This is a genomic window from Hydrogenophilus islandicus, from assembly GCF_054657095.1.
On sequence record NZ_BAAHXE010000015.1, the window covers coordinates 1 to 21,008 of the forward strand.

Consider the following 21,008-nt stretch of genomic DNA (forward strand, 5'->3'; position numbering starts at 1 on the left):
CCCACCGAAGCAGATGCATACCCACTCAAAAGGCACCCACACTTATCGGCTATCCCAAATTGTCAAAGAGCACCGCAGAAACGAGAGTCTAACAAATCTATCCAAAACTCGTCAACCCCCCCCCACGCCGATTTGCTTTTTGTCCTGCGTTGTCGTGCGAGGGAGGCGAATTCTATCCGTTCCGGATCAGCTCTGTCAACTCCCCAATGTGCGCAATCGGGATCACCTCCATTCCTGGTATGGGTTGTTTGGGACGATTGCCGCGCGGTACCCAGGCGAGATGGAAACCCAATTTTGCCGCTTCGCGCAACCGTTCCTGGCCTCTTGGCGCAGGACGGATCTCCCCGGCAAGACCGATTTCACCAAACGCAACGAGCGACACGGGAAGCGGCTGGTTGCGCATCGAGGAGAGAATCGCGGCCGCAACGGCAAGGTCGGCCGCCGGTTCAATGATGCGCACACCTCCCACGGCGTTGAGAAAGACATCCCACTGGGCGGTGGCCACCCCAGCGTGGCGGTGGAGGATCGCGAGGAGCATCGCGAGGCGGTTCGCTTCCAGCCCAACGGCCAACCGGCGGGGATTGGGCGTGGTGACGGGATCGACGAGCGCTTGAATTTCGACGAGCAGCGGACGGGTTCCTTCGAGCGTCGGCAGGATGATGCTGCCGGCGACATCGGGGCGATGCTCCGAAAGGAAGATCGCCGAGGGGTTCGCGACCCCTCTGAGCCCCCGGTCGGTCATCGCAAAGACACCGAGTTCGTTCGCCGCGCCGAAACGGTTTTTGAACGCACGGATCAGACGAAAATTGGCGTGGGGATCCCCTTCGAAGTAGAGGACTGTATCGACAATGTGTTCGAGCACCCGCGGCCCGGCAAGGCTCCCCTCTTTGGTGACGTGACCCACAAGGATCACCGCAGTAGCTGTCGTCTTGGCAAAACGGGTGAGGATCGCGGCGCACTCCCGCACTTGACTGACCGAACCGGGAGCCGAGGAGAGGGTTTGGGTATAGAGCGTTTGGATCGAATCGATGACCGCAACGCGAGGACGTTGCCGCTCGAGGAGCGCAAGAATCGCTTCGACTTCGATCTCCGCCAGAAGCGGAATCGCAACCGTGCCGAGCCCGAGGCGATCGGCGCGCAACGCGACCTGCTCGGGCGACTCTTCGCCGGTGACGTAGAGGGTTGGCCCGAGCCCTGCCCCTTCGAGCGCTCCGAGGCATTGCAACAGCAGGGTCGATTTGCCGATACCAGGGTCACCTCCGAGGAGGACAACGCCCCCTGGAACCAAACCGCCGCCCAAGACGCGATCCCACTCCGAGAGGCCCGTGGGAATGCGTTGCAGGGGCGCGCGCTGGACCACGTCGACCGTGACGATGCCCGGGGTATTGGCACCGGCAACCGGTTGATGGCTCGCTGTTCTGCCCCCCTTTCCCCTTGCGCTGCGGCTACTCTCGCGCGAAGCGGCAGCAACCTCCTCCAGCGTATTCCATTCCCCACATTGAGTGCACCGCCCCTGCCACCGAGGGTATTCGGCGCCGCACTCGCGGCACTGGAAAAGGTTAGCCGCCCGCGCCATTGATACTCCGGTTACCGCGCAAACGCAAGCCTAGGAGCCAAAGAAGAATTCGGCCTTGGGCAAGGATCGCTCCATCGCTTTGAGCCGCTCTTTGGCAAATTCGGCAAAGACGGTGATTTTCCGCGAACGGAACTTGTCTTTCGGCATGATGATGACAAAGGGGGTATGAAGCGGCGGATCGAGGGGGAGCGCACGCAGGTCGGCCGCACGGATCTCCTCAAGGAGCGCTGCGCGCGACGCGATCGCAACGCCAATTCCCGCTGCCGCGAGGTGTTTGACCCCCGCGAGCGTCCCCATTTCGGCGGCGATGTTGAGCGTTGCAGGATCAATCCCCGCTTGTTCAAAAAATTGTTCGGACAATTCGCGAATCGCATTGCCCGGGTCGCGCTGAATGAACGGATATTGTGCGAGATCCTGTGCCGTGACGCGCTTTTTGCCGCTCTTCGCGAGCGGGTGGGCAGGCGCGAAGATTGCCCAGAGTTCGTCATGTCCCGCCGGGATCTCTTCGATATGGGGGTCGTCGGCGACGATTTCGATCATCCCCATGTCGAGTTCGCGATTGGCGACCCGGCTTTGCGTCAGTTCCGAGTTGCCGACGATCAACCGAGGAATGACGTTGGGGTGACGTCTTTTGAACTCTTCGATGAGTCGGGGTGCCCAAAATGCCGCCAGGGTGGTGGAGCAGCCAATGGTGAGCGGCCCTCTGAGCTCTTGTGTAAGTTCACTGATCCGGGTCTCGAGTTCATCATCGAGGAGAATCATCCGCTCAGCGTAAGCAAAGACGATCTCCCCTGCTGGGGTGAGGCGAAGTTTGCGGTGGCTCCGGTCGATGAGCGTGGTGTCGAAATGCTCCTCCAGTTGCTTGATCTGGAAAGTCACCGCAGGCTGAGTCATCCCGAGTTTTTCGGCAGCCCGGGTGAAAGAGCCCGATTTGACAACGGTGTAGAAGACGCGTAAGCGACGGTCGGCCATGATTCTGCTCTCCTCTTACTTTTTGTTCTGGGGTGTGCGCACGGGACGGGTTGAACGGGGGGCCGGGGCGCGAGGTGCCGCTTCCCGGCGGGTTGCAAGCCCCTTGGGAAGGGGTATCCCAAAGAGTTGCGCGATCTCTTCTGGAGTCAGCTCTTGCCACATCCCCCGTTTGAGACGGGATGGTAGCGCAATCGGACCATAACGGACGCGGATGAGGCGGCTCACAGTGTACCCGAGCGCTTCAAACATCCGTCGTACTTCTCGGTTACGCCCTTCAGCAATGGTGACCCGGTACCAGTGGTTGGCCCCTTGGCCACCGAGGTCGACGAGGGTATGAAAACGGGCCGGTCCGTCTTCAAGGACGACGCCCTGAAGGAGCTCTTCGGTATGTTCCGGCGTGAGCGTACCGAGGATGCGCACCGCATACTCCCGCTCCCAGCCGTAGCGGGGGTGCATCAGGCGGTGGGCCAGGTCGCCGTCGGTGGTGAGAATCAGCAACCCCGAGGTGTTGATGTCGAGACGCCCCACCGCCAACCAGCGGCCGCGGCGCAGAATCGGCAAGCGATCGAAGACGCTCGGCCGCCCTTCTGGGTCATGGCGCGAGACGATCTCCCCTTCTGGTTTGTGGTAGAGAATCACCCGGGGGAACGCTTGGGCACTGCGCCATTCGAGGAGCTTTCCGTCGAGTTTGATCCGGTCATTCGGCTGGACCCGATCACCGAGCGTCGCAATGCGGTCGTTGATGCGCAAACGCCCTTCCTGAATCCAGTTTTCGATCGTTCGCCGCGACCCTAGGCCCAAACGAGCAAGAACCTTCTGCAAGCGTTCGCCCACAGGTTGAGCGGGTGATGGGGGTGCGTGATGGGTCTCACCTCGTTTCATGGGCGTGATCCTCGTCGGGTGATTGAGCCTGTCCGCTCAAGGTAGGTTGCAGCACAGCCAGGAGCTCGTCGCGGCTTTTCAGGCCAAGGTCGCACAAAAAGTGCGGGGTGATCGCCCACAGCGGGGGACGACCGGGACTGTCGCGGTGACCGACGATTTCGATCCATCCCCGATCTTCGAGCTGGCGAAGGGTATTGGGCGAGAGTTCGACGCCGCGAATTTCCGAAATTTCCCCTCGAGTCACTGGACCTTGGGAGGCGATGATTGCAAGGGTCTCCAGTGCGGCGCGGCTGAGCTGTTTTGCTGTTTGGTTCAAAAGGCGGTCGAGGTAGGGCTGAACTGCGGCAACGGTGCGAAAGCGCCACCCTTCCGCAACGCAGACCAGCTCCACCGCCCGCCCTTGCCACTCGCGCTGGAGCTCCGCGAGTGCCGAGGCGATGATGTCGTTGCCTGGGTCAGGGTCGAAACAGAGGCGCAATTCGCTGATCGCGAGCGGCCGGTCGGCGGAGAGCAGAACCGCTTCGAGAATGTGGCGAAGCGGCCACGGGTGGGACGAAGTAAAAGCGACACTCATCCTTCGTGCGCCTCCCTTCGCGGCGAAGCGGTAACCGAGTCGCCGCACCACTGGACCGTGATCGGGGCGAGCGGTTCGCTCTGCTCGAGGACGACCGCGCCCAGACGGGTCAGCTCCAAAAGGGCGAAGAATGCAGTGACGAGGTAGAGACGGCCTGGGTTGGGCGGCAGGAGCGATGAAAAGGGGAGCGGCTGCCCTGCTGACCGGAGCGTTGCGAGGAGCCTCTCCTGCACTGCTGCCACAGTGACCGGTTCTTCGACCACTTCGTGCGGCCGGTTTGCTTCACGGCGCGCGAGCAGCTCCCACCACGCTTGGGCCAATTGGCGCGCCGTTGGTGGCGTGAGCGGCGGCGGAGCGGCTTTTTCGGGCAACGCCACGGGATGGAGCCAGAGAAACTCTCTCCCCGCACGGGGAAGCGTATCCAATCGCTCGGCTGCGCGCCGAAACGCTTCATAGCGCGACAACTGGGCGACGAGCCGCGCTCGCGGATCTTCCTCGCCCTCCCCCCCTCGTTCCGCGTGCGCTGTGCGGGGCAGAAGGAGCCGCGCTTTCAGTTCGATGAGGGTCGCCGCCATCGCGAGATATTCCGCGGCGAGGTCGAGGTCGAGCGCTTTCATCGCCGCGACGTAGTGGAGATACTGTTCGGTGAGCTCTGCCACTGGAATGTCACGCAGGTCGATCCGGTTTTTCCGGATGAGAAACCACAAGAGGTCGAAAGGGCCTTCGAACGCGGCAAGAAGCACCCGCAGCGCTTGCGGTGGAATGTAGAGGTCGGTGGGAAGCGACGCAAGCGGCTCGCCGTAGAGACGAGCGATCGGCTCGTCGATCGCGTCTGTAGTCAGTTCCAGCGCCCGTTCCACGACAGCGTGCCGCCTCAGGTGTAATCGATCCCGATCGCTTCGCGCACGTCGCGCATCGTCTCCTGGGCGACTTTGCGCGCCTTTTCGCAACCGTCGGCGACAATCGCGCGCACGAGCGTCGGGTCGTCGAGATAGGGTTGGGCGCGTTCGCGGAACTTCTCTTGCTCTTTCAGGATCGCCTCCAATACCGGCTGTTTGCAGTCGAGGCAACCGATCGTCGCGTTGCGGCACCCCTCCTGCACCCACTGGTGGCACGCCGCATCGGTGTAGATCTTGTGAAATTGCCACACCGGGCACCGTTCCGGTTCGCCAGGGTCGGTGCGCCGCACTCGGGCCGGGTCGGTGCGCATCGTCCGCACCTTTTTCGTCACACTCTCTGGCTCTTCCCGCAGCGCAATGGTGTTGCCGTAACTTTTCGACATCTTCTGCCCGTCCAACCCGGGCATTTTCGCCGCTTCGGTAAGAAGCGCCTCCGGCTCCACCAGAATCAAACGGTGGCGCCCTTCGAGGTAGCCGTAGAGCCGCTCGCGGTCCCCCAGGGTGAGATTCTGCGCTTCTTCAAGGAGCGCTTTGGCTTGCTCCAGCGCCTCGTCGTCGCCGTTTTGTTGATAGCGGGTGCGCAAATCGAGGTAGAGTTTCGCCCGCTTGCCGCCGAGCTTCTTCACCGCCTCCAGTGCTTTCGCTTCGAATTCCGGTTCTCGGCCGTAGAAGTGGTTGAAGCGGCGAGCGATTTCGCGCGTCAGTTCAATATGGGGCACTTGATCTTCCCCCACCGGCACGAGGTTGGCGCGATAGATCAAGATGTCCGCCGCCTGCAGGAGCGGGTAACCGAGAAAACCGTAGGTGGTCAGGTCTTTGTGGGCGAGTTTCTCGATCTGGTCTTTGTAGGTCGGAACCCGCTCCAACCAGCCGAGCGGCGTGCTCATCGAGAGGAGCAGATGGAGTTCGGCATGCTCGAGCACCCGCGACTGGATGAAGAGGGTCGCCTGCGTCGGGTTGATCCCTGCGGCGAGCCAGTCGATGATCAACTCCCAGGTGTTTTGGGCGATGGCTTGCGGCTCATCGTATTGGGTCGTGAGCGCGTGCCAGTCGGCGACGAAAAAGAAACAGGGATATTCGTCCTGGAGCTTCACCCAGTTTTTCAACACACCGTGGTAGTGACCGAGGTGGAGTCGCCCCGTTGGGCGCATCCCAGAGACGACGCGTGGCGCGTACATGGATCTTACACTCCTATACCGACCAAATGGAGAAAAGCATGACGAACGAGGGCGTAGAGCGGCCAAAGGATCAGGGAGAGTCCGCCCGAGAAGAGGAGCAGCAGCACGATCACCATGCCGTAGGGTTCGAGTCGGGCAAAGAGCGCTGCAAGACGATAGGGCAGCGCGGCGACGACCATCCGGCCACCGTCGAGCGGGGGAACAGGCAGGAGATTGACGAGCGCCAAAATGAGATTGATGTGGATGCCTGCATCGCCCATTTTGGCAAGCGCCAGCCACGCTCCTCCGGGGCCAAAGAGGAAAGCGATTTTGTAGACGGCCGCCCAAAAAAGGGCCTGAACGAGGTTAACAAAGGGTCCTGCGCCGGCCACCCAAAACATATCCTGTTTCGGTCGGTGCAAAAACCGGGGGTCAACAGGAACCGGTTTGGCCCAGCCAAAGAGCATCGCAGGGCCGCCGAAGAGGGTCGAGAGGGTGAGGATCGCAAGCGGCACCGCGACGGTACCCACCGGATCGATGTGCTTGAGGGGGTTGAGCGTGATGCGTCCCAGCCGTTCCGCAGTGGGGTCGCCAAAAGCGCGGGCGACGAACCCGTGCGCCGCTTCATGAAGCGTGATCGCAAAGAGCACCGGCAAGGCCCAGATCGCGACTGCGGCGATCAGTTCCTCGATCACGCTTCGTCTCCTTCGAGGTCCAACCCCAGTTGGGCGGGGTCTCCCAAACCGACGCGGCGCACGACTGGGGGGTTTTCGGTGAGATCGACGATGGTCGTGAGGCCATTCGGCATCTCGCCGGTATCGACAACCGCAGCAAGATGGTGGCCCAGCCGATCCAGAATCTCATCCGGATCAGTCAGCGGCTCCGCTTCGCCTGGGAGTTGCACGGTGGTGGCCAGAAGGGGCGAGCCATGAGCAGCGAGCAGCGCTTGGACGACGGGATGTGCTGGGACCCGCAGACCGATCGTCCGCCGTTTGGGGTGAAGGACGCGGCGCGGGAGCTCATGGGTCCCTTCCAAAATGAAGGTGAAGGGCCCGGGCGTACCCAGCTTGAGGAGGCGGTATTGCCGGTTGTCGACGCGCGCGTATTGCCCGAGCACCGAGAGATCAGGGCACAAAAGGGTAAAGAGGTGGTTGTCATCAACACCCCGCAAGCGCCTAACCGTGGCAAGGGACGAAGCATCCCCGACGGGCCAGACGAGCGAGTAGGAGGCTTCTGTCGGGAGGGCAATCACCCCACCCTCCGCCAAGAGATCAGCCAGTTGCGCGACACCGCGTGGCTGCGGGTTGCGCGGATGCAAGACAATTCGTTGCGCTTTCATAGAAAACGATTATATCCTTTGCGCCCAGATTTGGCGTGCCCGGAGGAGATCTTCCCACGCTTTCCGTTTGTCTGCTGGATTGCGCAGAAGATAGGCGGGATGATAGGTGACCACGACGGGAATGCCCTGGTAAGCGAACCGTTTTCCCCGTGCTTCGGCGATCTTCACCTCTTCATTGAGGAGCGCCAATGCAGCGGGTTTGCCGAGGGCGACGATGATGCGCGGCGCAACCAGTGCAATCTGGCGCGCGAGAAAAGGGAAACAGGCGGCGATCTCGTCGACGTGGGGCGTGCGGTTCATCGGGGGGCGGCATTTCACCGCGTTGGCGATGAAGACTTGGCTGCGGTCGAGCCCCAGCGCAAAGAGCATCTCGTCAAGGAGTTTCCCAGCGGGACCGACGAACGGCTCACCGATGCGATCCTCCTCTCGCCCCGGCCCCTCGCCGACAAAGAACCACTCCGCGTGCCGATTGCCGACACCGGGTACTGCTTGCGTCCGCTCGCGGGAGAGCGCACAGGCGGCACACGCGCGAATTTCGGCCTCGAGCAGATCCCAATCGAGCGTCGCGATGTGCGCGCTACGGGTTGGGTCATCGCTGCCACGGGCCACTGTTGCCGCAGTAGCTCCTTTCGTGAAGGGCGAGGCGGGGCGCCGCTCATCAAAAGTTCGTTGAGGCACAGGGAGAGGCTGGGGAACGAGGGGGGCACGAGACGGCGACTGCTCAGCAGCGGGTGCGGTTGCCGAAGCGCGCTCTGCGGGGGATAGGCGCTCACGAGCCTCTTTCGGCCATGCGGCGCGCAGCCGCCACAGGGGCGTGAGCTCCATCGCCTCGAGCGTCGCGAACGGCAGCGAATCGAAAGGAGAAGTAGCCATCTTCAGCCCCCCCGATACATGACCCACGCGTCGATCCGTTGCCCGTCGGGCAGACGGTAGTACCCCTGCCGCGTCGCGGTGCGGACAAAACCGTTTTGCTCGTAGAGGGCGATCGCGGGAAGGTTATCGGCACGGACCTCAAGCCAAAATTGGGTCGTGAGGGGATTCTGCCCGAGCCAGTGGTGGAGCATCTGGGTCGCAAAACCGCGGCGGCGAAACCGGGGAGCGACGACGAGATTCAAAAGGTGCGATTCGTCCGCGACCCAAAGCGCGACGTAGTAGCCGCATGGCCCCTCCTCCGACCAGATGCCCCAGCCGCGTTGTGGTGCGTCCTGTTCCCAGCAGGGGGTAAAGTGCGCCGCCTGCCACGGCATCGCTTGCGCCTGAACCTCTAGGGGGAGAATCCAGGTGAGGTCGTCAGCGGTCAATGGGCGAAAAGTAAGCGTCATGAAGTAGCGGTCAGGCTCTTTTTGCCCGCGCGCAATGCGCGCTGCTCCTCTAGGGTGAGCGCCACCCGGTCGCGCACATAGTGGGGGTGCGCCTCCTCGGCTGCCACCCACTCGCCCCGCGCGACTGCGGAACAGGCCGCGGCAAGGAGCGCCTCCACCGTGAGGGCATCGATCAGCCGATCCTCGGTCGGAGCGCTCCAGTGGGCCGGCCAGTTCGTCGGGGTGCGAAAGCGGGCGACACGAAACGGGCGAGGCGTCTCGTCCATCAACGGTTCGGGAGCACCACCGCTTGCCGCAACAAGAAGCGGCTCAGAGATCGGCTGCCAATCTCCACCCCCATCGACCGCGAACCCGCGCAGGTACCACTCCCCCATCCGGGCGTCGGCTGCAACCCAGACGCGATCGTTCCTGAGATCGGGGAAAGCGCTTCGCCCGATCAGTGCGAGCGAATCGAGCGGCACCACCGGTTTTCCAAGCGCCATCGCAAGCCCTTGGGCGACGGAACAGGCAAGCCGTACCCCGGTAAATGCCCCAGGTCCAGCGGCAAACGCGACCGCATCGAGCTCCTTTTGCCAATGGAGAATACCCATCTCGGCTAAAAGATCGGCCAGCGCGGGGAGAAGGTGCTCCGAATGGCGTGCATAACCCGCGAGTGTGCGCGAGCGTGTCACGCCTTGCCAAAAAACGGCGATCAACGCAATCTCTGACGCGGTGTCGAACGCGATGATTCTCATGAATGCGATTGTACCGAGAATGCAGGTACAATCGCACGCTATGAAGTTTCTTTTCGACCTCTTTCCCGTCATCGCCTTTTTTACCACCTACCAGCTCCTGAAAAGTCAGAGCGCGTGGAGCGCGCTGCTGGCCCCGTGGTTTGGCGACGCCGTCACGGTCGAGCGCGTACCGCTCCTCGCGGCAACGGCGGTGACGATTCTCGCCACTGCGCTCCAGATCGGCTGGCTCAAAATGCGTCACCAACCGGTCGATAAAACCTTGTGGGTCACCTTTTTCCTCGTCTCACTCTTAGGCGGTGCGACGCTCGTTTTTCACGACCCCCGCTTCATTCAGTGGAAACCGACCGTACTCTACGGTTTGATGGGGGTCACCTTGTGGGTTTCGAGGCTGCTCGGGCGTAACCTCTTGGAACTTACGCTCGGCCGTCAAGTCCAACTGCCTTCCGCGCACTGGAAGTCGCTTTCGGACGCCTGGTCGCTCTTTTTCTTCACTTTGGCCGGGCTCAACTGGTGGGTGGCGCACCACTGGAGTGAAGCAGCGTGGGTGCAATTCAAGCTCTTTGGCACCCTGGGGCTGACGCTCCTCTTTGTTTTGGCACAGGCCTGGTGGGTCCAGCGCCACGCGATTCCCGAAGAAGAAAAAGGAGAAACCCGATGACCCCTGAGGAGAAGTACGCAGCGATTGCCGAACGGCTCACCGCTGCCCTCGCTCCGCAGCATCTCGTGATCGAAGACCAGAGCGCACACCATGCCGGCCACAACCCGAACGCGGCGAAAGGGGGTACCCACTACGCGCTGACGATCGTCTCCGACCACTTTGTCGGCAAAGGGATTGTCGCGCGCCACCGCATGGTCTATGAGGCGTTGGGGCCACTCATGGAGACGATTCACGCGCTTGCGATTACCGCGAAGGCGCCAAACGAAGGGTAACCGACCACTGGAACTGCAACGCTTTGGTCACCTGATCCACCATTTTTACCGTCAGAAAGGAGCATCATGAAAAGACCCCGCACAACCCAACACCTCATCGCAGCCACGCTGCTGTGGGGCGCGCTCTCGCTCTCGGCGAATGCAGCTGACGTGGGCAAGGTGAATGGCCAGGCGATTCCGCAGTCACACCTCTCCGCGATTCTCGAAAAGCAGCTGGAACAGGGGCAAAAAGATTCCCCGGAATTGCGGGAAGCGATCCGTGAAGAACTAATCCGCCGCGCCGTCCTCGAGCAGGCAGCGAAAAAGGCTGGGGTTGAGAAAGACCCCAAAGTCCAAGCCGAAATGGCGCTTGCCAAGCAAGGGGTTTTGTTGCGCCACTACCTGACCGACTACCTGCAACGCAACCCGGTGACCGAAGAGGAGGTGAAAGCCGCTTACGAGAACATCAAAAAAGCCTTCTCGGGGAACGAGTACCGCGTGCGCCACATCCTTTTCGATAATGAAGAGGCGGCCAAGCAAGCCATCGCCGACCTCAAGGCGAGCAAAGCCCAATGGGACGAGCTTGCCAAACAGTCGAAAGATCCCGGAAGCAAAGATAAAGGGGGCGATTTAGGGTGGGCCTCTCCTGAGATGTTCGTTCCGGAATTCAGCCAAGCGATGACCCAACTGAAAAAAGGGGAGATGACCGAGAAACCGGTGAAGAGCCAGTTCGGTTGGCATGTGATCCGCCTCGACGACGTTCGTCCCCAAACCCCGCCGCCGCTTGAGACGATCAGAGCCCAGTTGGAGCAGCAGCTCCAGCAGCAGAAGATTGAGCGTCATATTGACGAACTGGTCAAAAAGGCAAAAGTGGAGTAAGTTTCTCGCCCATCACGGGCCGCAGAGAGCAAACCCGAAAAAAAGCGCTTGCGAAATTCGCAAGCGCTTTTTTATTGGGCATCGCACTTTCGGCGAATGGACGACCGAGCGCCCGTCAGCACCCTGCCGTCAGCGCCTCAGTGGCAAAGGAGATCGTCACATCGGCGCCCGCGACCACCGTTTCCGCGAGGGCGGTGGCCTGCGGGAGGATATGGTCGGCGTAGAAGCGCGCGGTGTCGCGTTTCCCTTGGTAGAAGAGGGGATCAGGCACGTTACCATTCGCCAGCTGCTTGTGGGCAACCAGCGCAGCGCGCGCCATATGCCAGCCGCCACAAACCACCCCGAAGAGCTCGAGGAGCGGTACGGAGCTCGCGTGCGCGGCTTTCGGGTTGGTTTGGAAGTTCGCGACAATGAACTCAACCCCTTTTCGCAGTGCCGCAACGCCCGCTTCCAGCCGCCCGGCAATGCGGCCGAGATCCGCTTCTCCTGTGGCACGAAGCGCAGCCACCGTCTTCTCCATCTCTTGGGCAAGCATCTGGGCAATGAGTCCACCGTTACGCGCGATCTTGCGCCCGATGAGGTCGTTCGCTTGGATCGCTGTCGTCCCTTCGTAGATCGGTGTGATGCGGGCGTCACGGAAATGTTGCGCGGCGCCCGTCTCTTCGATGAAGCCCATTCCGCCGTGCACCTGAATGTTGAGCGAAGTCATCTCGACCGCTTTTTCGGTGCACCACCCTTTGACCACTGGAATCATCAATTCGACGTAAGCCTGGCTCCGCTCCCGAACCGCTGGGTCAGGGTGGTGGCGGGCGAAATCGAATGCGCTGGCGACGTGGTAGTTCATTGCCCGCATCGCTTCGGTGTGCGCTTTGATGCGCAGCAGCATCCGACGGACATCGGGGTGCTTGATGATCGGCACGCGTGCGCCACTTTTCTCGCCGACCTCAAACCCCTGAATCCGCTCCTGGGCGTAGGCCAGTGCCTGCTGATAGGCACGCTCCGCAAGCGCCAACCCCTCCATCCCCACCGCGAAACGTGCTTCGTTCATCATGATGAACATATACTGCAGACCCTTGTTCGGTTCGCCGACCAACTCGCCGATCGCGCCGCCTTGGTCGCCGAACGAGAGGACGCAGGTGGGGCTGCCATGAATTCCCAATTTGTGTTCGATCGAGACGCAGCGAACGTCGTTGCGGCTGCCCAGAGAACCGTCCTCATTGACCAGATACTTCGGGACGACGAAGAGCGAAATCCCCTTCACCCCTTCAGGCGCATCGGGGAGCCGAGCGAGCACCAGATGGACGATGTTCTCGCTCATCTCGTGTTCCCCGTAGGTGATAAAGATCTTCTGGCCAAAGAGTTTGTAGCGGCCGTCCGGCGTCGGTTCGGCGCGGGTGCGCACGGCGGAGAGGTCAGAGCCAGCCTGGGGTTCGGTGAGGTTCATCGTCCCAGTCCACTCGCCGCTCACCATTTTGGGGAGATAGAGCTGCTTCTGACGATCGGTGCCGCAGAGCATCAACGCTTCGATCGCCCCTTGCGTGAGCATGGGGCAGAGGGAGAAGGCCATGTTGGCCGACTTCCAGAGCTCCATCACCGCGGTCGAGACCAGTTTCGGCAACCCCTGACCGCCGAACTCCGGGTCACAAGCCACAGCGGTCCATCCCGCTTCACGAAACTGTTGGTAGGCCTCTTTCCAGCCCGTAGGGGTCGTGACGCGTCCATCTTCCCACCGGCACCCTTCACGGTCACCGATGCGGTTGAGCGGTGACAAGACCTCAGTGGCAAACTTACCCCCTTCTTCGAGAATCGCTTGCACGACGTCGGGAGTTGCCTCTTCACATCCCGGCAGTTGCGCGATCTCATTGAGCCCGCACAACTCTTCCATCACAAAACGCATATCGCGCAGCGGCGCACGGTATTCAGCCATTTTGCTACTCCTTTTTACAGTTTTTTCGTCAATTCAGGAACCGCTTCGAAGAGGTCGGCAACGAGCCCATAATCGGCCACTTGGAAGATGGGCGCTTCGGGATCTTTGTTGATCGCGACAATCACTTTCGAATCTTTCATCCCGGCAAGGTGCTGGATCGCCCCCGAAACGCCGATCGCAAAGTAGAGTTCCGGTGCGACAATCTTGCCGGTTTGACCGACCTGCCAGTCGTTCGGTGCATAGCCGGCGTCCACCGCCGCACGCGAAGCACCGATCGCGGCGTTGAGTTTGTCAGCAAGGGGCTCCAAGAGGGCGTGGAACTGTTCGGCGCTCCCCAGCCCCCGCCCCCCGGTGACGATGACGCGCGCCGAGGTGAGCTCAGGCCGGGCCGACTGGGTCAACTCCCTGCTCACCACGGTAACTTTCGGGCCAGTAAAGGTGACCGAGAGGCGTTCGATCGGCGCGACCGCATCACGCGTCGCAACCGCGTCGAAGGCGGTGGTGCGAATGGTGAGCACGAGCGGCTCGTCGTCGCAGGTGACGGTGGCCAACGCATTCCCCGCATAGATGGGACGGACAAAGGTCTTTTCGTCAAGAATTCGGACGACGTCGGAGATCTGCGCCCGGTCGAGTTTTGCCGCAACCCGCGGAGCGCAGTTTTTCCCAAAAGCGGTCGAGGGGAAGAGCAGATAACGAAATCCCGAGGATGCCGCGAGGACCGCATCGGTCACCGCTTCCGCCGTGTGTCCGTCGAGTTCAGGAGCGTCGGCGTGCAGCACCTTGACGACTCCGTCGAGTTTAGCCGCAGCTTCTGCCGCCCCTGTACACCCTTTCCCTGCGACGAGCACCACGACCTCGCCCAATATTTTTGCCGCTGCCACCGTGTGGGCGGTACTGGAGAGCAGCGTCTCATCGTTGTGCTCAGCGATCACCAAGACGCGATGCGCCATTTTCCTTCTCCTTTCCTAACCTTTAGAGGACTTTCGCTTCGTTTTTCAGTTTCGCGATGAGCTCGTCGACGTCGGCAACCTTCACGCCCCCTTTCCGTTTCGGCGGCTCCGCGACCTTGAGCGTACGAATGCGCGGGGTGACATCAACGCCGAGCGACTCCGGCGTGACCGTCTCCAGCGGTTTCTTCTTCGCTTTCATGATGTTGGGAAGCGACGCAAACCGCGGTTCATTGAGGCGCAGGTCGGTGGTGATCACCGCAGGCAACGCCATCGCGAGGGTCTCCAGCCCCCCGTCGATCTCGCGCTTGACCGTAACGGTTTGGGTTGCGGTGTCCACAGTCACTTGCGAAGCGAAGGTGGCTTGCGGCCAGTTGAGGAGCGCTGCGAGCATCTGGCCCGTCTGGTTGGCGTCGTCGTCAATCGCTTGCTTACCGAGGATCACCAACTGCGGGGCCTCTTGGCGAACAATCGCGGCAAGTAGCTTCGCCACGGCAAGCGGTTGCAGTTCCACTTCGGTGGTGACGAGGATCGCACGATCTGCACCCAGTGCAAGCGCCGTGCGCAACGTCTCTTGACAGGCAGCAACCCCCGCGCTTACGGCGATCACCTCGCTCGCAATCCCCTTCTCTTTGAGCCGCACAGCCTCCTCGACGGCAATTTCGTCGAAGGGGTTCATCGACATTTTGACGTTGGCGGTATCGACGCCCGAACCGTCGGGCTTGACGCGGATTTTGACGTTGTAATCAACGACGCGCTTGACGGGAACCAACACTTTCATCGCCATTGCTCCTTGCGTTGCAAATCGGGAGGGATTACCATACGGTATCGTATGGAAAGAACGATAGCGCAGTTGCTCCCTGGAGTCAAGAGGTTTTCGAACGACTGTTTGAAATGAATCACACTGAAGCTGTTCCGCTCAAATCACTCACCCGCGACGCTTGGATCCGCGCCGCGATCGATCTTCTTGCGCAAGAGGGGATCGCAGGTCTCAGGGTCGAGCGGCTCGCCCACCGTTTAGGGGTGACGAAGGGGAGTTTCTATTGGCACTTCAAAGATCGGCGAGAGCTCCATCTCGCGGTGTTAGAACGGTGGAAAGCGGGGCGAATCGCCGACATCGAGAAGCAGACGCGCTGCGCGCCTGAAGACGCGCCGCAGCAACTCCTCCATGTGATCGACGTCTACAGTGCAAGCCGCAACCCGCGAGGAATCCTGATTGAGCTGGCGGTCCGCGAATGGGCCCGTCGCGACGAGGCCGCAGCTGCAGTGGTGAGTGAGGTCGACGCGGTGCGTCTGGACCGCGCGCGGCGGCTCTTCCTTGCGTGCGGCCTCGACGAGGCAACGGCCACAGCGCGCGCAGCGTTGCTCTACGCCTACGTCTTCGGGATGTCGCTCTTGATGCTGCCCGTTGCGGGAAGCGAGTTGGAGGCGTTGCGTCAGATGATCGCGCAATGGATCGCGGCATGCCCAGATCCCAACGGGAAGCAGAACGGAGAAGCCCCATGAGCTTACGGCGGGCGATTCACTGGTTCCGCAGCGACCTGCGCCTTGCGGACAACCTGGCGCTTGCCCGAGCGGCAGAGTGCGACGCGGTGATCCCGATCTGGATCGAGGAGACGACCGAGAGTGCCCACCCGGCGCCTGGGGCGGCGTTTCGCTGGTGGACGCAGCGGTCACTTGCCGCGCTCAACGAGGCGCTCCATGGGAGGCTTCGCTGCTACCGCGGCGATCCGCAGGAGCTGCTCCCGCGGCTTGTTGCCCGCTACGGGGCGTCACGGGTCACCTGGACCCGCGTCTATGAGCCGTGGGCGATCGCGCGCGATCGCGCGATCGAGCGAGCGCTGCAAGGGCTGGGGGTGGAGGTGGTGAGCGCAAATGGGTCGCTCCTCTGGGAGCCGTGGGCGGTGACGAAACCGGACGGCACCCCCTACCGGGTGTTCACCCCGTTCTACACCAAAGGGTGTCTCACCGCCCCGCCGCCGCGTCGGCCGATTCCTGCGCCGATCCTTCGCCTCTTGCCCCCCGAAGCGGATGAGCCGCTCTTTGACCCCCTCCGCGTTCGCGAGGCGGCGTGGGAAGCGAAACTGGGCCGCCACTGGTCAATCGGCGAAGCGGCGGCTCAGGCGCGCCTTGCGGCGTTTCTTACCGAAGGGCTGCCCGGCTACGCCACCGGGCGCGACGTTCCAGCCCTCCCGCACGTCTCACGCCTCTCGCCGCACCTTGCGCACGGCGAGATTTCACCCAATACCCTGTGGTACGCGGTGGAGAAGGCAGCATCCGAAGAAGATGTCGCCAAATTCCGTGCCGAATTGGCGTGGCGCGAATTTGCCTACTCCCTCCTCTATCACTTTCCGACGCTGGTCACCGAACCGTTCCGCCCCGAATTCGCCGCGTTTCCGTGGCGCGAGGATGGAGATGCGCTCGCCGCCTGGCAGAAGGGAGAGACAGGGATTCCGATCGTCGACGCCGGGATGCGGGAACTGTGGGAGACCGGCTACCTCCACAACCGGGTGCGGATGATCGTCGCGTCGTTTTTGACCAAAAATCTCCTTGTCGATTGGCGGCTTGGCGAGGCGTGGTTTCGCGATTGTCTTGTGGACGCGAGCGTTGCGGTCAATAGCGCGAGCTGGCAGTGGGTTGCGGGGTGCGGCGCCGACGCTGCCCCCTACTTTCGCATCTTCAATCCGGTGCTCCAAGCGCAGAAGTTCGATCCCGACGGAAAATACCTCCGTCGCTGGCTCCCAGAGCTGTCACGCCTCCCCACCCCTGCCCTCTATGCCCCGTGGCAGGCAAGCCCTGAGGTGCTGAGCCGCGCCGGAGTCGCACTCGGCGTCACCTACCCCAAGCCCCTCGTCGACCTCCAGTCGAGCCGCGAACGGGCGCTTGCCGCCTATGAGCAGGTGGTGGGGAGGCTCTGAGCCCCTCGAGCCGCGGCGACCAGCCGCTGGGTGTAGGGGTGGCGCGGCCGGTCGAGTACCTCCGCTGCTTCGCCGCGCTCCACCACTTCGCCCCGGTAGAGGACGATCACCTGGTCAGCGAGGTAGCGCACCACCGCCATGTTGTGGGTGATGAAGAGGAGCGCCACCCCCTTCTCCGTGACGAGCCGCGCGAGCTGCTGCAAGATTTCGGCCTGAAGGGTGACGTCGAGCGCACTGGTAATCTCGTCACAGACGATGAGCTCCGGTTCGAGCGCCAAAGCCTTCGCGATCGCGATCCGCTGCCGTTGTCCGCCGGAGAATTGGTGGGGGTAGCGGGTGAGGGTATCCGGGGGAAGCCCCATCGCGGCGACCGCGTCGGCTGCGCGTTGCAGCCGCTCGGGGTCGTCCACCCCCACCCGATGGACCGCCATCGGCTCGACGATCTGCGCCCCGATCGTGAGTTTCGGGTTGAGCGCGGCGAAGGGATCCTGGAAGACCACCTGGATGCGCCGCCGCACCCGCTGCCACCGCCGGCGGTCGGCCGTCGTCATCACGTCACCAAAGAGGGTAAACGCCCCTCCACTGAGCGGCTGCAGCCCCAACACGACGCGGGCCAGCGTACTCTTCCCCGACCCCGACTCGCCCACCACCGCGACCACTTCCCCCTGCCGGACGGTGACGTCGACCCCATCGAGCGCTCTTACCCACCCCACGGTGCGGCGAAAGACTCCGCTTTGAATCGGAAAGTGGACGGTGAGCGCCCGCCCCGCCAAGAGCACCTCCCCCGGCTCGCGGCGCACCCGCCGGGGGAGGCGATCGGGCTGCGCCGCGAGGAGCTTCCGGGTGTAGGGGTGGCGGGGGGCAGCAATCAGCGACCGGGTTTCGCCGACCTCGACGATCCGCCCCTCTTGCATCACCGCCACCCGGTCAGCGACCTGCGCAACCACCTCGAGGTCGTGGGTGATGAAGAGCATCGCCATCGCGTGGCGCTGTTGCAGCGTCCGCAGAAGCGCCAGAATCTCCGCTTGGACCGTGACGTCGAGCGCCGTGGTCGGCTCATCGGCGATGAGGAGTTTCGGTTGCGCGACCAGTGCCATCGCGATCATCGCCCGCTGCCGCTGTCCGCCGGAGAGCTGGTGGGGGTAGCTAGCCGCGATCCGTTCCGGGTCGAGCTGAACTTCGGCAAGCGCCGCCGCAACCGCCTGCGCTCGTCCGACTGCCGAGAGGTGCGGCGCGTGCCACTCGAGCACTTCGGCAATCTGCGCGCCGATCGTCATCACCGGATTGAGCGCGCTCATCGGCTCCTGGAAGATCATCGCAAGCCGCGCGCCGCGCACCTGTGCCGCGACCGCCGGATCGAGGAGATTCTCCTCGACCCCCGCGAGGTGGGCGCGCCCTTGCGGCGGAGCGAAAACCCCCTGCGGCAACAGCCCCATCAGCGCCTGCGCGGTGAGCGACTTCCCGGAACCCGACTCGCCCACCAGCGCAAGGGTCTCCCCCGGCGCGATCGCGAACGAGAGGTCGGCAACGAGCGGCTGCTCGGCCCCTGCCAAGCGGATCGTCAACCCTTTGACCGCAAGGAGCGGCGTCGCTTCGCCCATCTCAGCGGCGCTCCGGGTGGGTAAGACGCGGGTCGAGCGCGTCGCGCAGCGCCTCCCCAAGGAGGTTATAGGCCAAAACCGTCAGGAGAATTGCCCCGCCGGGGAAGAGGGCGAGCCACCAGTTGAACGCGGCGCTCTTCACCGCCTGGTTGAGCGTCTGCCCCCACGACGGCTCATCGACGAGCCCCAAGCCGAGAAACGAGAGGGTCGCCTCAGCGAGAATCGCCGACGCGACGCCAAAAGCGGCAGCAACGGCAAGCGGTGCGACGGCGTTCGGCAACATGTGGCGAAAGAGGAGCGAGGTGAGCGGTACCCCCGCGGCGATCGCCCCCTGGACAAATTCGACCGAACGCAAGCGGAGAAACTCGGCGCGGGTGTAGCGGGCGTAGCCGGGCCACGAGGTGAGGCCAATGATCACCATCATCAACGGCAGCGACCGCTCAAAAAAGGCGACGAAGGTGAGGAGCAGAAAAAGGGTCGGTACCGCTTCGAAAATCTCGACGAGCCGCATCCCGATGAGGTCGACCCAGCCGGCGAAGTAGCCCATCGCCGCGCCGACGACGACCCCGATCGCGAGCGCCACCCCCGTGGCGATGAGCCCGATCGAGAGCGCGATGCGGCTCGCGTGAATGAGGCGGGAGGCGACGTCTGCCCCCTGATCGTCGGTCCCGAGCCAGTGCCACCGTTGCGGCGCCGCAGCCAATGGGGGTTCGAGCGCGGTCGCGCCGTAGTCGCGGAGATAGTCTTTGGGCGAATAGGGAATCGGCGCCCAGAGCGCAGCAGCGACCTCGCCGTTGCGCGCCGCGGCCCGCCACGTGTCATAGACGGTGAGCGGCGAGGGATTCAAGATCGCCGCACCGATCCCCCAGCTCGCCACAACGACAGCAAGCCACACCACCACCCGGCGGGTGACAGAGAGAAGACGCCAGCGCCACAAGAGGAGCGCTGCCCACCACCCCGCGAGCCACGCGAGGTCGGCTGCGGAGAGCTCGGCGAAGAGCGGAAAGGCGTACGAACCGTCGGACCGTTTTACCCACAGCGGGTAGGAGTGTGCGAGGAACGGCGCCCACGCCGCGACGGTAGCGAGCAACTCCAGCCAGGCGAGGGCCAATCGGGCAGGAGCAGCTCTGAGCACGTCACCCCTCATAGCGCACCCGTGGATCGGCGATCGCGTAGGCGAGGTCGGCGAGGAGATAGCCGACGAGGGTCAAAAAGCCCGAGATGAGCGTCAGCGACAGCACCAGCTCCCGGTCGCGCGTCTGCACCGCTTCGACGGCGAGTTTCCCCATCCCGTCGATCGAAAAGAGGGTTTCGACGATCACCGAACCGGCGATCAACGAGGGAAGGAGCGACGCGGCGACGGTAATGAGGGGCAACAAGGCGTTGCGAAAGACGTGGCGCCACAGGATCACCTCCTCCGGCACCCCTTTGGCGCGCGCCGTGCGGGTAAATTCGGCAGCGAGATACTCCAGCAGCGACGAGCGGGTGAGCTTTGCGAGAAACGCCACCCCCCCATACGAGAGGGTAACGACCGGCAGAACCAAGTGCCAGAGGCGGTCGAAGAGAAATCCGGGATGGGTGACCGGAACCACACTTAGAACCACCAGAAGCCCCAGCGCAAAACCGACAACGCCCGTCACCACCGGATGGCGCGCGGCAAGCGGCGACCAGCGCCCGACGAGAGCGACGGCGAGAAGCGTAGTGACCAGAGGAAGGGCAAAGAGGAGCAGGAGCCCGGTCAGCGACTCGGTCACCGGAAGAAAGGGGGCATCGAGCGCAGTGCGGGTGGAGAGCCCTCCGGTCGGAAACCAAGCCCACCAGTCGCTCGAGGCGAAGAAGCCGATCAAAAGCACCCCGACCAACATCGGCGGCGCCGACCAGAGCGTCAAGAGCGCAAGCGACGAAAGGTGGTCGAAGCGCCCCCCCCGCTCTTTCGCGGCCGCGACACCGATCGCGATCGCCGCAAGGTAGATGAGCGGCACCGACAGGAGGTTGAGGAGCACCGTCACCGGCACCCGTTCGGCAAGGAGGTCCACCACCGGCCGCCCGTAGCGGAAACTCACCCCGAGGTCGGGAACCTTCACCGTCGGCCAACCGGTGAGTGCCCCTTCGTCATCGACCTTCCAGCCGATCGGCGAGATGTGGTTGAGCCAGCGCAGGTACTGCACCGCCGCCGGTTGGTCGAGCCCATAGAGGCGGTTGTAATATTCGGTGAGCGCCTGCTTCGCTTCCGGCTCAAGGTTTTGCCCTTCAACAAGCGCCGCGGCCGAAATCCCCCCCGGTGCAGCAGCCATCACGACAAAGACGACGACGGTGATGCCCAAAAGCGTCGGCACAAGCCAGAAGAGCCGCCGCAGAAGATAGGCACCCAT

At 62.9% G+C, this 21,008-nt stretch carries 22 protein-coding genes; 5 read left to right on the forward strand and 17 right to left on the reverse strand.

Annotation, left to right across the window (positions count from 1 at the left end; genetic code table 11):
- Positions 1-172: 172 nt before the first annotated feature.
- The 11 genes from radA to tsaB are packed head-to-tail and all read right to left on the reverse strand — an operon-like array spanning position 173 to position 9,455.
- Entirely contained in the window at positions 173-1,576 is a 1,404-nt protein-coding gene (gene radA, locus ACYQ6T_RS05995; protein WP_459828795.1) for a DNA repair protein RadA, read from the reverse strand.
- Positions 1,577-1,606: 30 nt separating this feature from the next.
- Complete coding sequence (locus tag ACYQ6T_RS06000) at positions 1,607-2,548, reverse strand: LysR family transcriptional regulator (protein ID WP_459828796.1); 942 nt, start codon at positions 2,546-2,548, stop codon at positions 1,607-1,609.
- A 15-nt stretch (positions 2,549-2,563) separates the two neighbouring features.
- Positions 2,564-3,430 carry a 23S rRNA pseudouridine(2605) synthase RluB gene (gene rluB / locus ACYQ6T_RS06005; RefSeq protein WP_459828797.1) on the reverse strand — a complete coding sequence of 289 codons (867 nt, stop codon included), beginning with the start codon at positions 3,428-3,430 and terminating at the stop codon, positions 2,564-2,566.
- A complete protein-coding gene (gene scpB / locus ACYQ6T_RS06010) occupies positions 3,417-4,004 on the reverse strand; it encodes an SMC-Scp complex subunit ScpB (RefSeq protein WP_459828799.1) in 588 nt (195 codons plus the stop codon). The genes rluB and scpB overlap by 14 nt, the downstream gene beginning before the upstream one ends.
- Positions 4,001-4,864 (reverse strand): segregation and condensation protein A, encoded by an 864-nt coding sequence (locus ACYQ6T_RS06015; protein ID WP_459828801.1) that lies wholly within the window; start codon positions 4,862-4,864, stop codon positions 4,001-4,003. The genes scpB and ACYQ6T_RS06015 overlap by 4 nt, the downstream gene beginning before the upstream one ends.
- Positions 4,865-4,878: 14 nt before the next feature.
- Positions 4,879-6,081: a tryptophan--tRNA ligase gene (locus tag ACYQ6T_RS06020; protein ID WP_459828803.1), complete on the reverse strand. Its 1,203-nt coding sequence runs from the start codon at positions 6,079-6,081 to the stop codon at positions 4,879-4,881.
- 5 nt (positions 6,082-6,086) lie between these two features.
- Positions 6,087-6,752: a site-2 protease family protein gene (locus ACYQ6T_RS06025; RefSeq protein WP_459828863.1), complete on the reverse strand. Its 666-nt coding sequence runs from the start codon at positions 6,750-6,752 to the stop codon at positions 6,087-6,089.
- Positions 6,752-7,399, reverse strand: a complete 648-nt coding sequence (locus ACYQ6T_RS06030; protein ID WP_459828805.1) for an L-threonylcarbamoyladenylate synthase — start codon at positions 7,397-7,399, stop codon at positions 6,752-6,754. Before ACYQ6T_RS06030 ends, ACYQ6T_RS06025 begins: the two co-directional genes overlap by 1 nt.
- A gap of 9 nt (positions 7,400-7,408) precedes the next feature.
- Positions 7,409-8,272 carry a uracil-DNA glycosylase gene (locus ACYQ6T_RS06035; protein WP_459828807.1) on the reverse strand — a complete coding sequence of 288 codons (864 nt, stop codon included), beginning with the start codon at positions 8,270-8,272 and terminating at the stop codon, positions 7,409-7,411.
- A 2-nt stretch (positions 8,273-8,274) separates the two neighbouring features.
- Positions 8,275-8,721 (reverse strand): GNAT family N-acetyltransferase, encoded by a 447-nt coding sequence (locus tag ACYQ6T_RS06040; RefSeq protein WP_459828809.1) that lies wholly within the window; start codon positions 8,719-8,721, stop codon positions 8,275-8,277.
- The gene (gene tsaB, locus ACYQ6T_RS06045; protein WP_459828811.1) at positions 8,718-9,455 is read right to left on the reverse strand and encodes a tRNA (adenosine(37)-N6)-threonylcarbamoyltransferase complex dimerization subunit type 1 TsaB; all 738 of its coding nucleotides are present in this window, start codon (positions 9,453-9,455) and stop codon (positions 8,718-8,720) included. The genes ACYQ6T_RS06040 and tsaB overlap by 4 nt, the downstream gene beginning before the upstream one ends.
- A gap of 40 nt (positions 9,456-9,495) precedes the next feature.
- Between tsaB and ACYQ6T_RS06050 the strand changes: the two genes are divergently transcribed.
- The 3 genes from ACYQ6T_RS06050 to ACYQ6T_RS06060 all read left to right on the forward strand — a co-directional run bounded on the left by ACYQ6T_RS06050 (position 9,496) and on the right by ACYQ6T_RS06060 (position 11,243).
- Positions 9,496-10,113, forward strand: coding sequence for a septation protein A (locus tag ACYQ6T_RS06050; RefSeq protein ID WP_459828813.1), 618 nt, complete (start codon positions 9,496-9,498; stop codon positions 10,111-10,113).
- Positions 10,110-10,385 (forward strand): BolA family protein, encoded by a 276-nt coding sequence (locus ACYQ6T_RS06055; RefSeq protein WP_459828815.1) that lies wholly within the window; start codon positions 10,110-10,112, stop codon positions 10,383-10,385. Before ACYQ6T_RS06050 ends, ACYQ6T_RS06055 begins: the two co-directional genes overlap by 4 nt.
- Positions 10,386-10,451: 66 nt before the next feature.
- The gene (locus ACYQ6T_RS06060) at positions 10,452-11,243 is read left to right on the forward strand and encodes a peptidylprolyl isomerase (RefSeq protein WP_459828817.1); all 792 of its coding nucleotides are present in this window, start codon (positions 10,452-10,454) and stop codon (positions 11,241-11,243) included.
- A gap of 115 nt (positions 11,244-11,358) precedes the next feature.
- On the opposite strand, the gene ACYQ6T_RS06065 is transcribed toward ACYQ6T_RS06060, so the two are convergent.
- The 3 genes from ACYQ6T_RS06065 to ACYQ6T_RS06075 are packed head-to-tail and all read right to left on the reverse strand — an operon-like array spanning position 11,359 to position 14,898.
- Positions 11,359-13,170, reverse strand: coding sequence for an acyl-CoA dehydrogenase C-terminal domain-containing protein (locus ACYQ6T_RS06065; protein ID WP_459828819.1), 1,812 nt, complete (start codon positions 13,168-13,170; stop codon positions 11,359-11,361).
- Positions 13,171-13,184: 14 nt separating this feature from the next.
- Positions 13,185-14,120 carry an electron transfer flavoprotein subunit alpha/FixB family protein gene (locus tag ACYQ6T_RS06070; RefSeq protein ID WP_459828820.1) on the reverse strand — a complete coding sequence of 312 codons (936 nt, stop codon included), beginning with the start codon at positions 14,118-14,120 and terminating at the stop codon, positions 13,185-13,187.
- Positions 14,121-14,142: 22 nt separating this feature from the next.
- On the reverse strand, positions 14,143-14,898 hold the full coding sequence (locus ACYQ6T_RS06075) for an electron transfer flavoprotein subunit beta/FixA family protein (protein WP_459828822.1): 756 nt from the start codon (positions 14,896-14,898) through the stop codon (positions 14,143-14,145).
- 113 nt (positions 14,899-15,011) lie between these two features.
- Between ACYQ6T_RS06075 and ACYQ6T_RS06080 the strand changes: the two genes are divergently transcribed.
- Positions 15,012-15,623, forward strand: coding sequence for a TetR/AcrR family transcriptional regulator (locus ACYQ6T_RS06080; RefSeq protein ID WP_459828824.1), 612 nt, complete (start codon positions 15,012-15,014; stop codon positions 15,621-15,623).
- Positions 15,620-17,035, forward strand: coding sequence for a cryptochrome/photolyase family protein (locus ACYQ6T_RS06085; RefSeq protein WP_459828826.1), 1,416 nt, complete (start codon positions 15,620-15,622; stop codon positions 17,033-17,035). The genes ACYQ6T_RS06080 and ACYQ6T_RS06085 overlap by 4 nt, the downstream gene beginning before the upstream one ends.
- On the opposite strand, the gene ACYQ6T_RS06090 is transcribed toward ACYQ6T_RS06085, so the two are convergent.
- Genes ACYQ6T_RS06090 through ACYQ6T_RS06100 form a run of 3 tightly spaced genes read right to left on the reverse strand, consistent with a single transcriptional unit; the run spans position 17,008 to position 21,008 of the window.
- Complete coding sequence (locus ACYQ6T_RS06090; protein ID WP_459828828.1) at positions 17,008-18,636, reverse strand: ABC transporter ATP-binding protein; 1,629 nt, start codon at positions 18,634-18,636, stop codon at positions 17,008-17,010. The two genes, ACYQ6T_RS06085 and ACYQ6T_RS06090, sit on opposite strands and share 28 nt — an antisense overlap.
- Position 18,637: 1 nt before the next feature.
- Complete coding sequence (locus ACYQ6T_RS06095; RefSeq protein WP_459828829.1) at positions 18,638-19,783, reverse strand: ABC transporter permease; 1,146 nt, start codon at positions 19,781-19,783, stop codon at positions 18,638-18,640.
- Positions 19,773-21,008, reverse strand: coding sequence for an ABC transporter permease (locus ACYQ6T_RS06100; protein ID WP_459828831.1), 1,236 nt, complete (start codon positions 21,006-21,008; stop codon positions 19,773-19,775). The genes ACYQ6T_RS06095 and ACYQ6T_RS06100 overlap by 11 nt, the downstream gene beginning before the upstream one ends.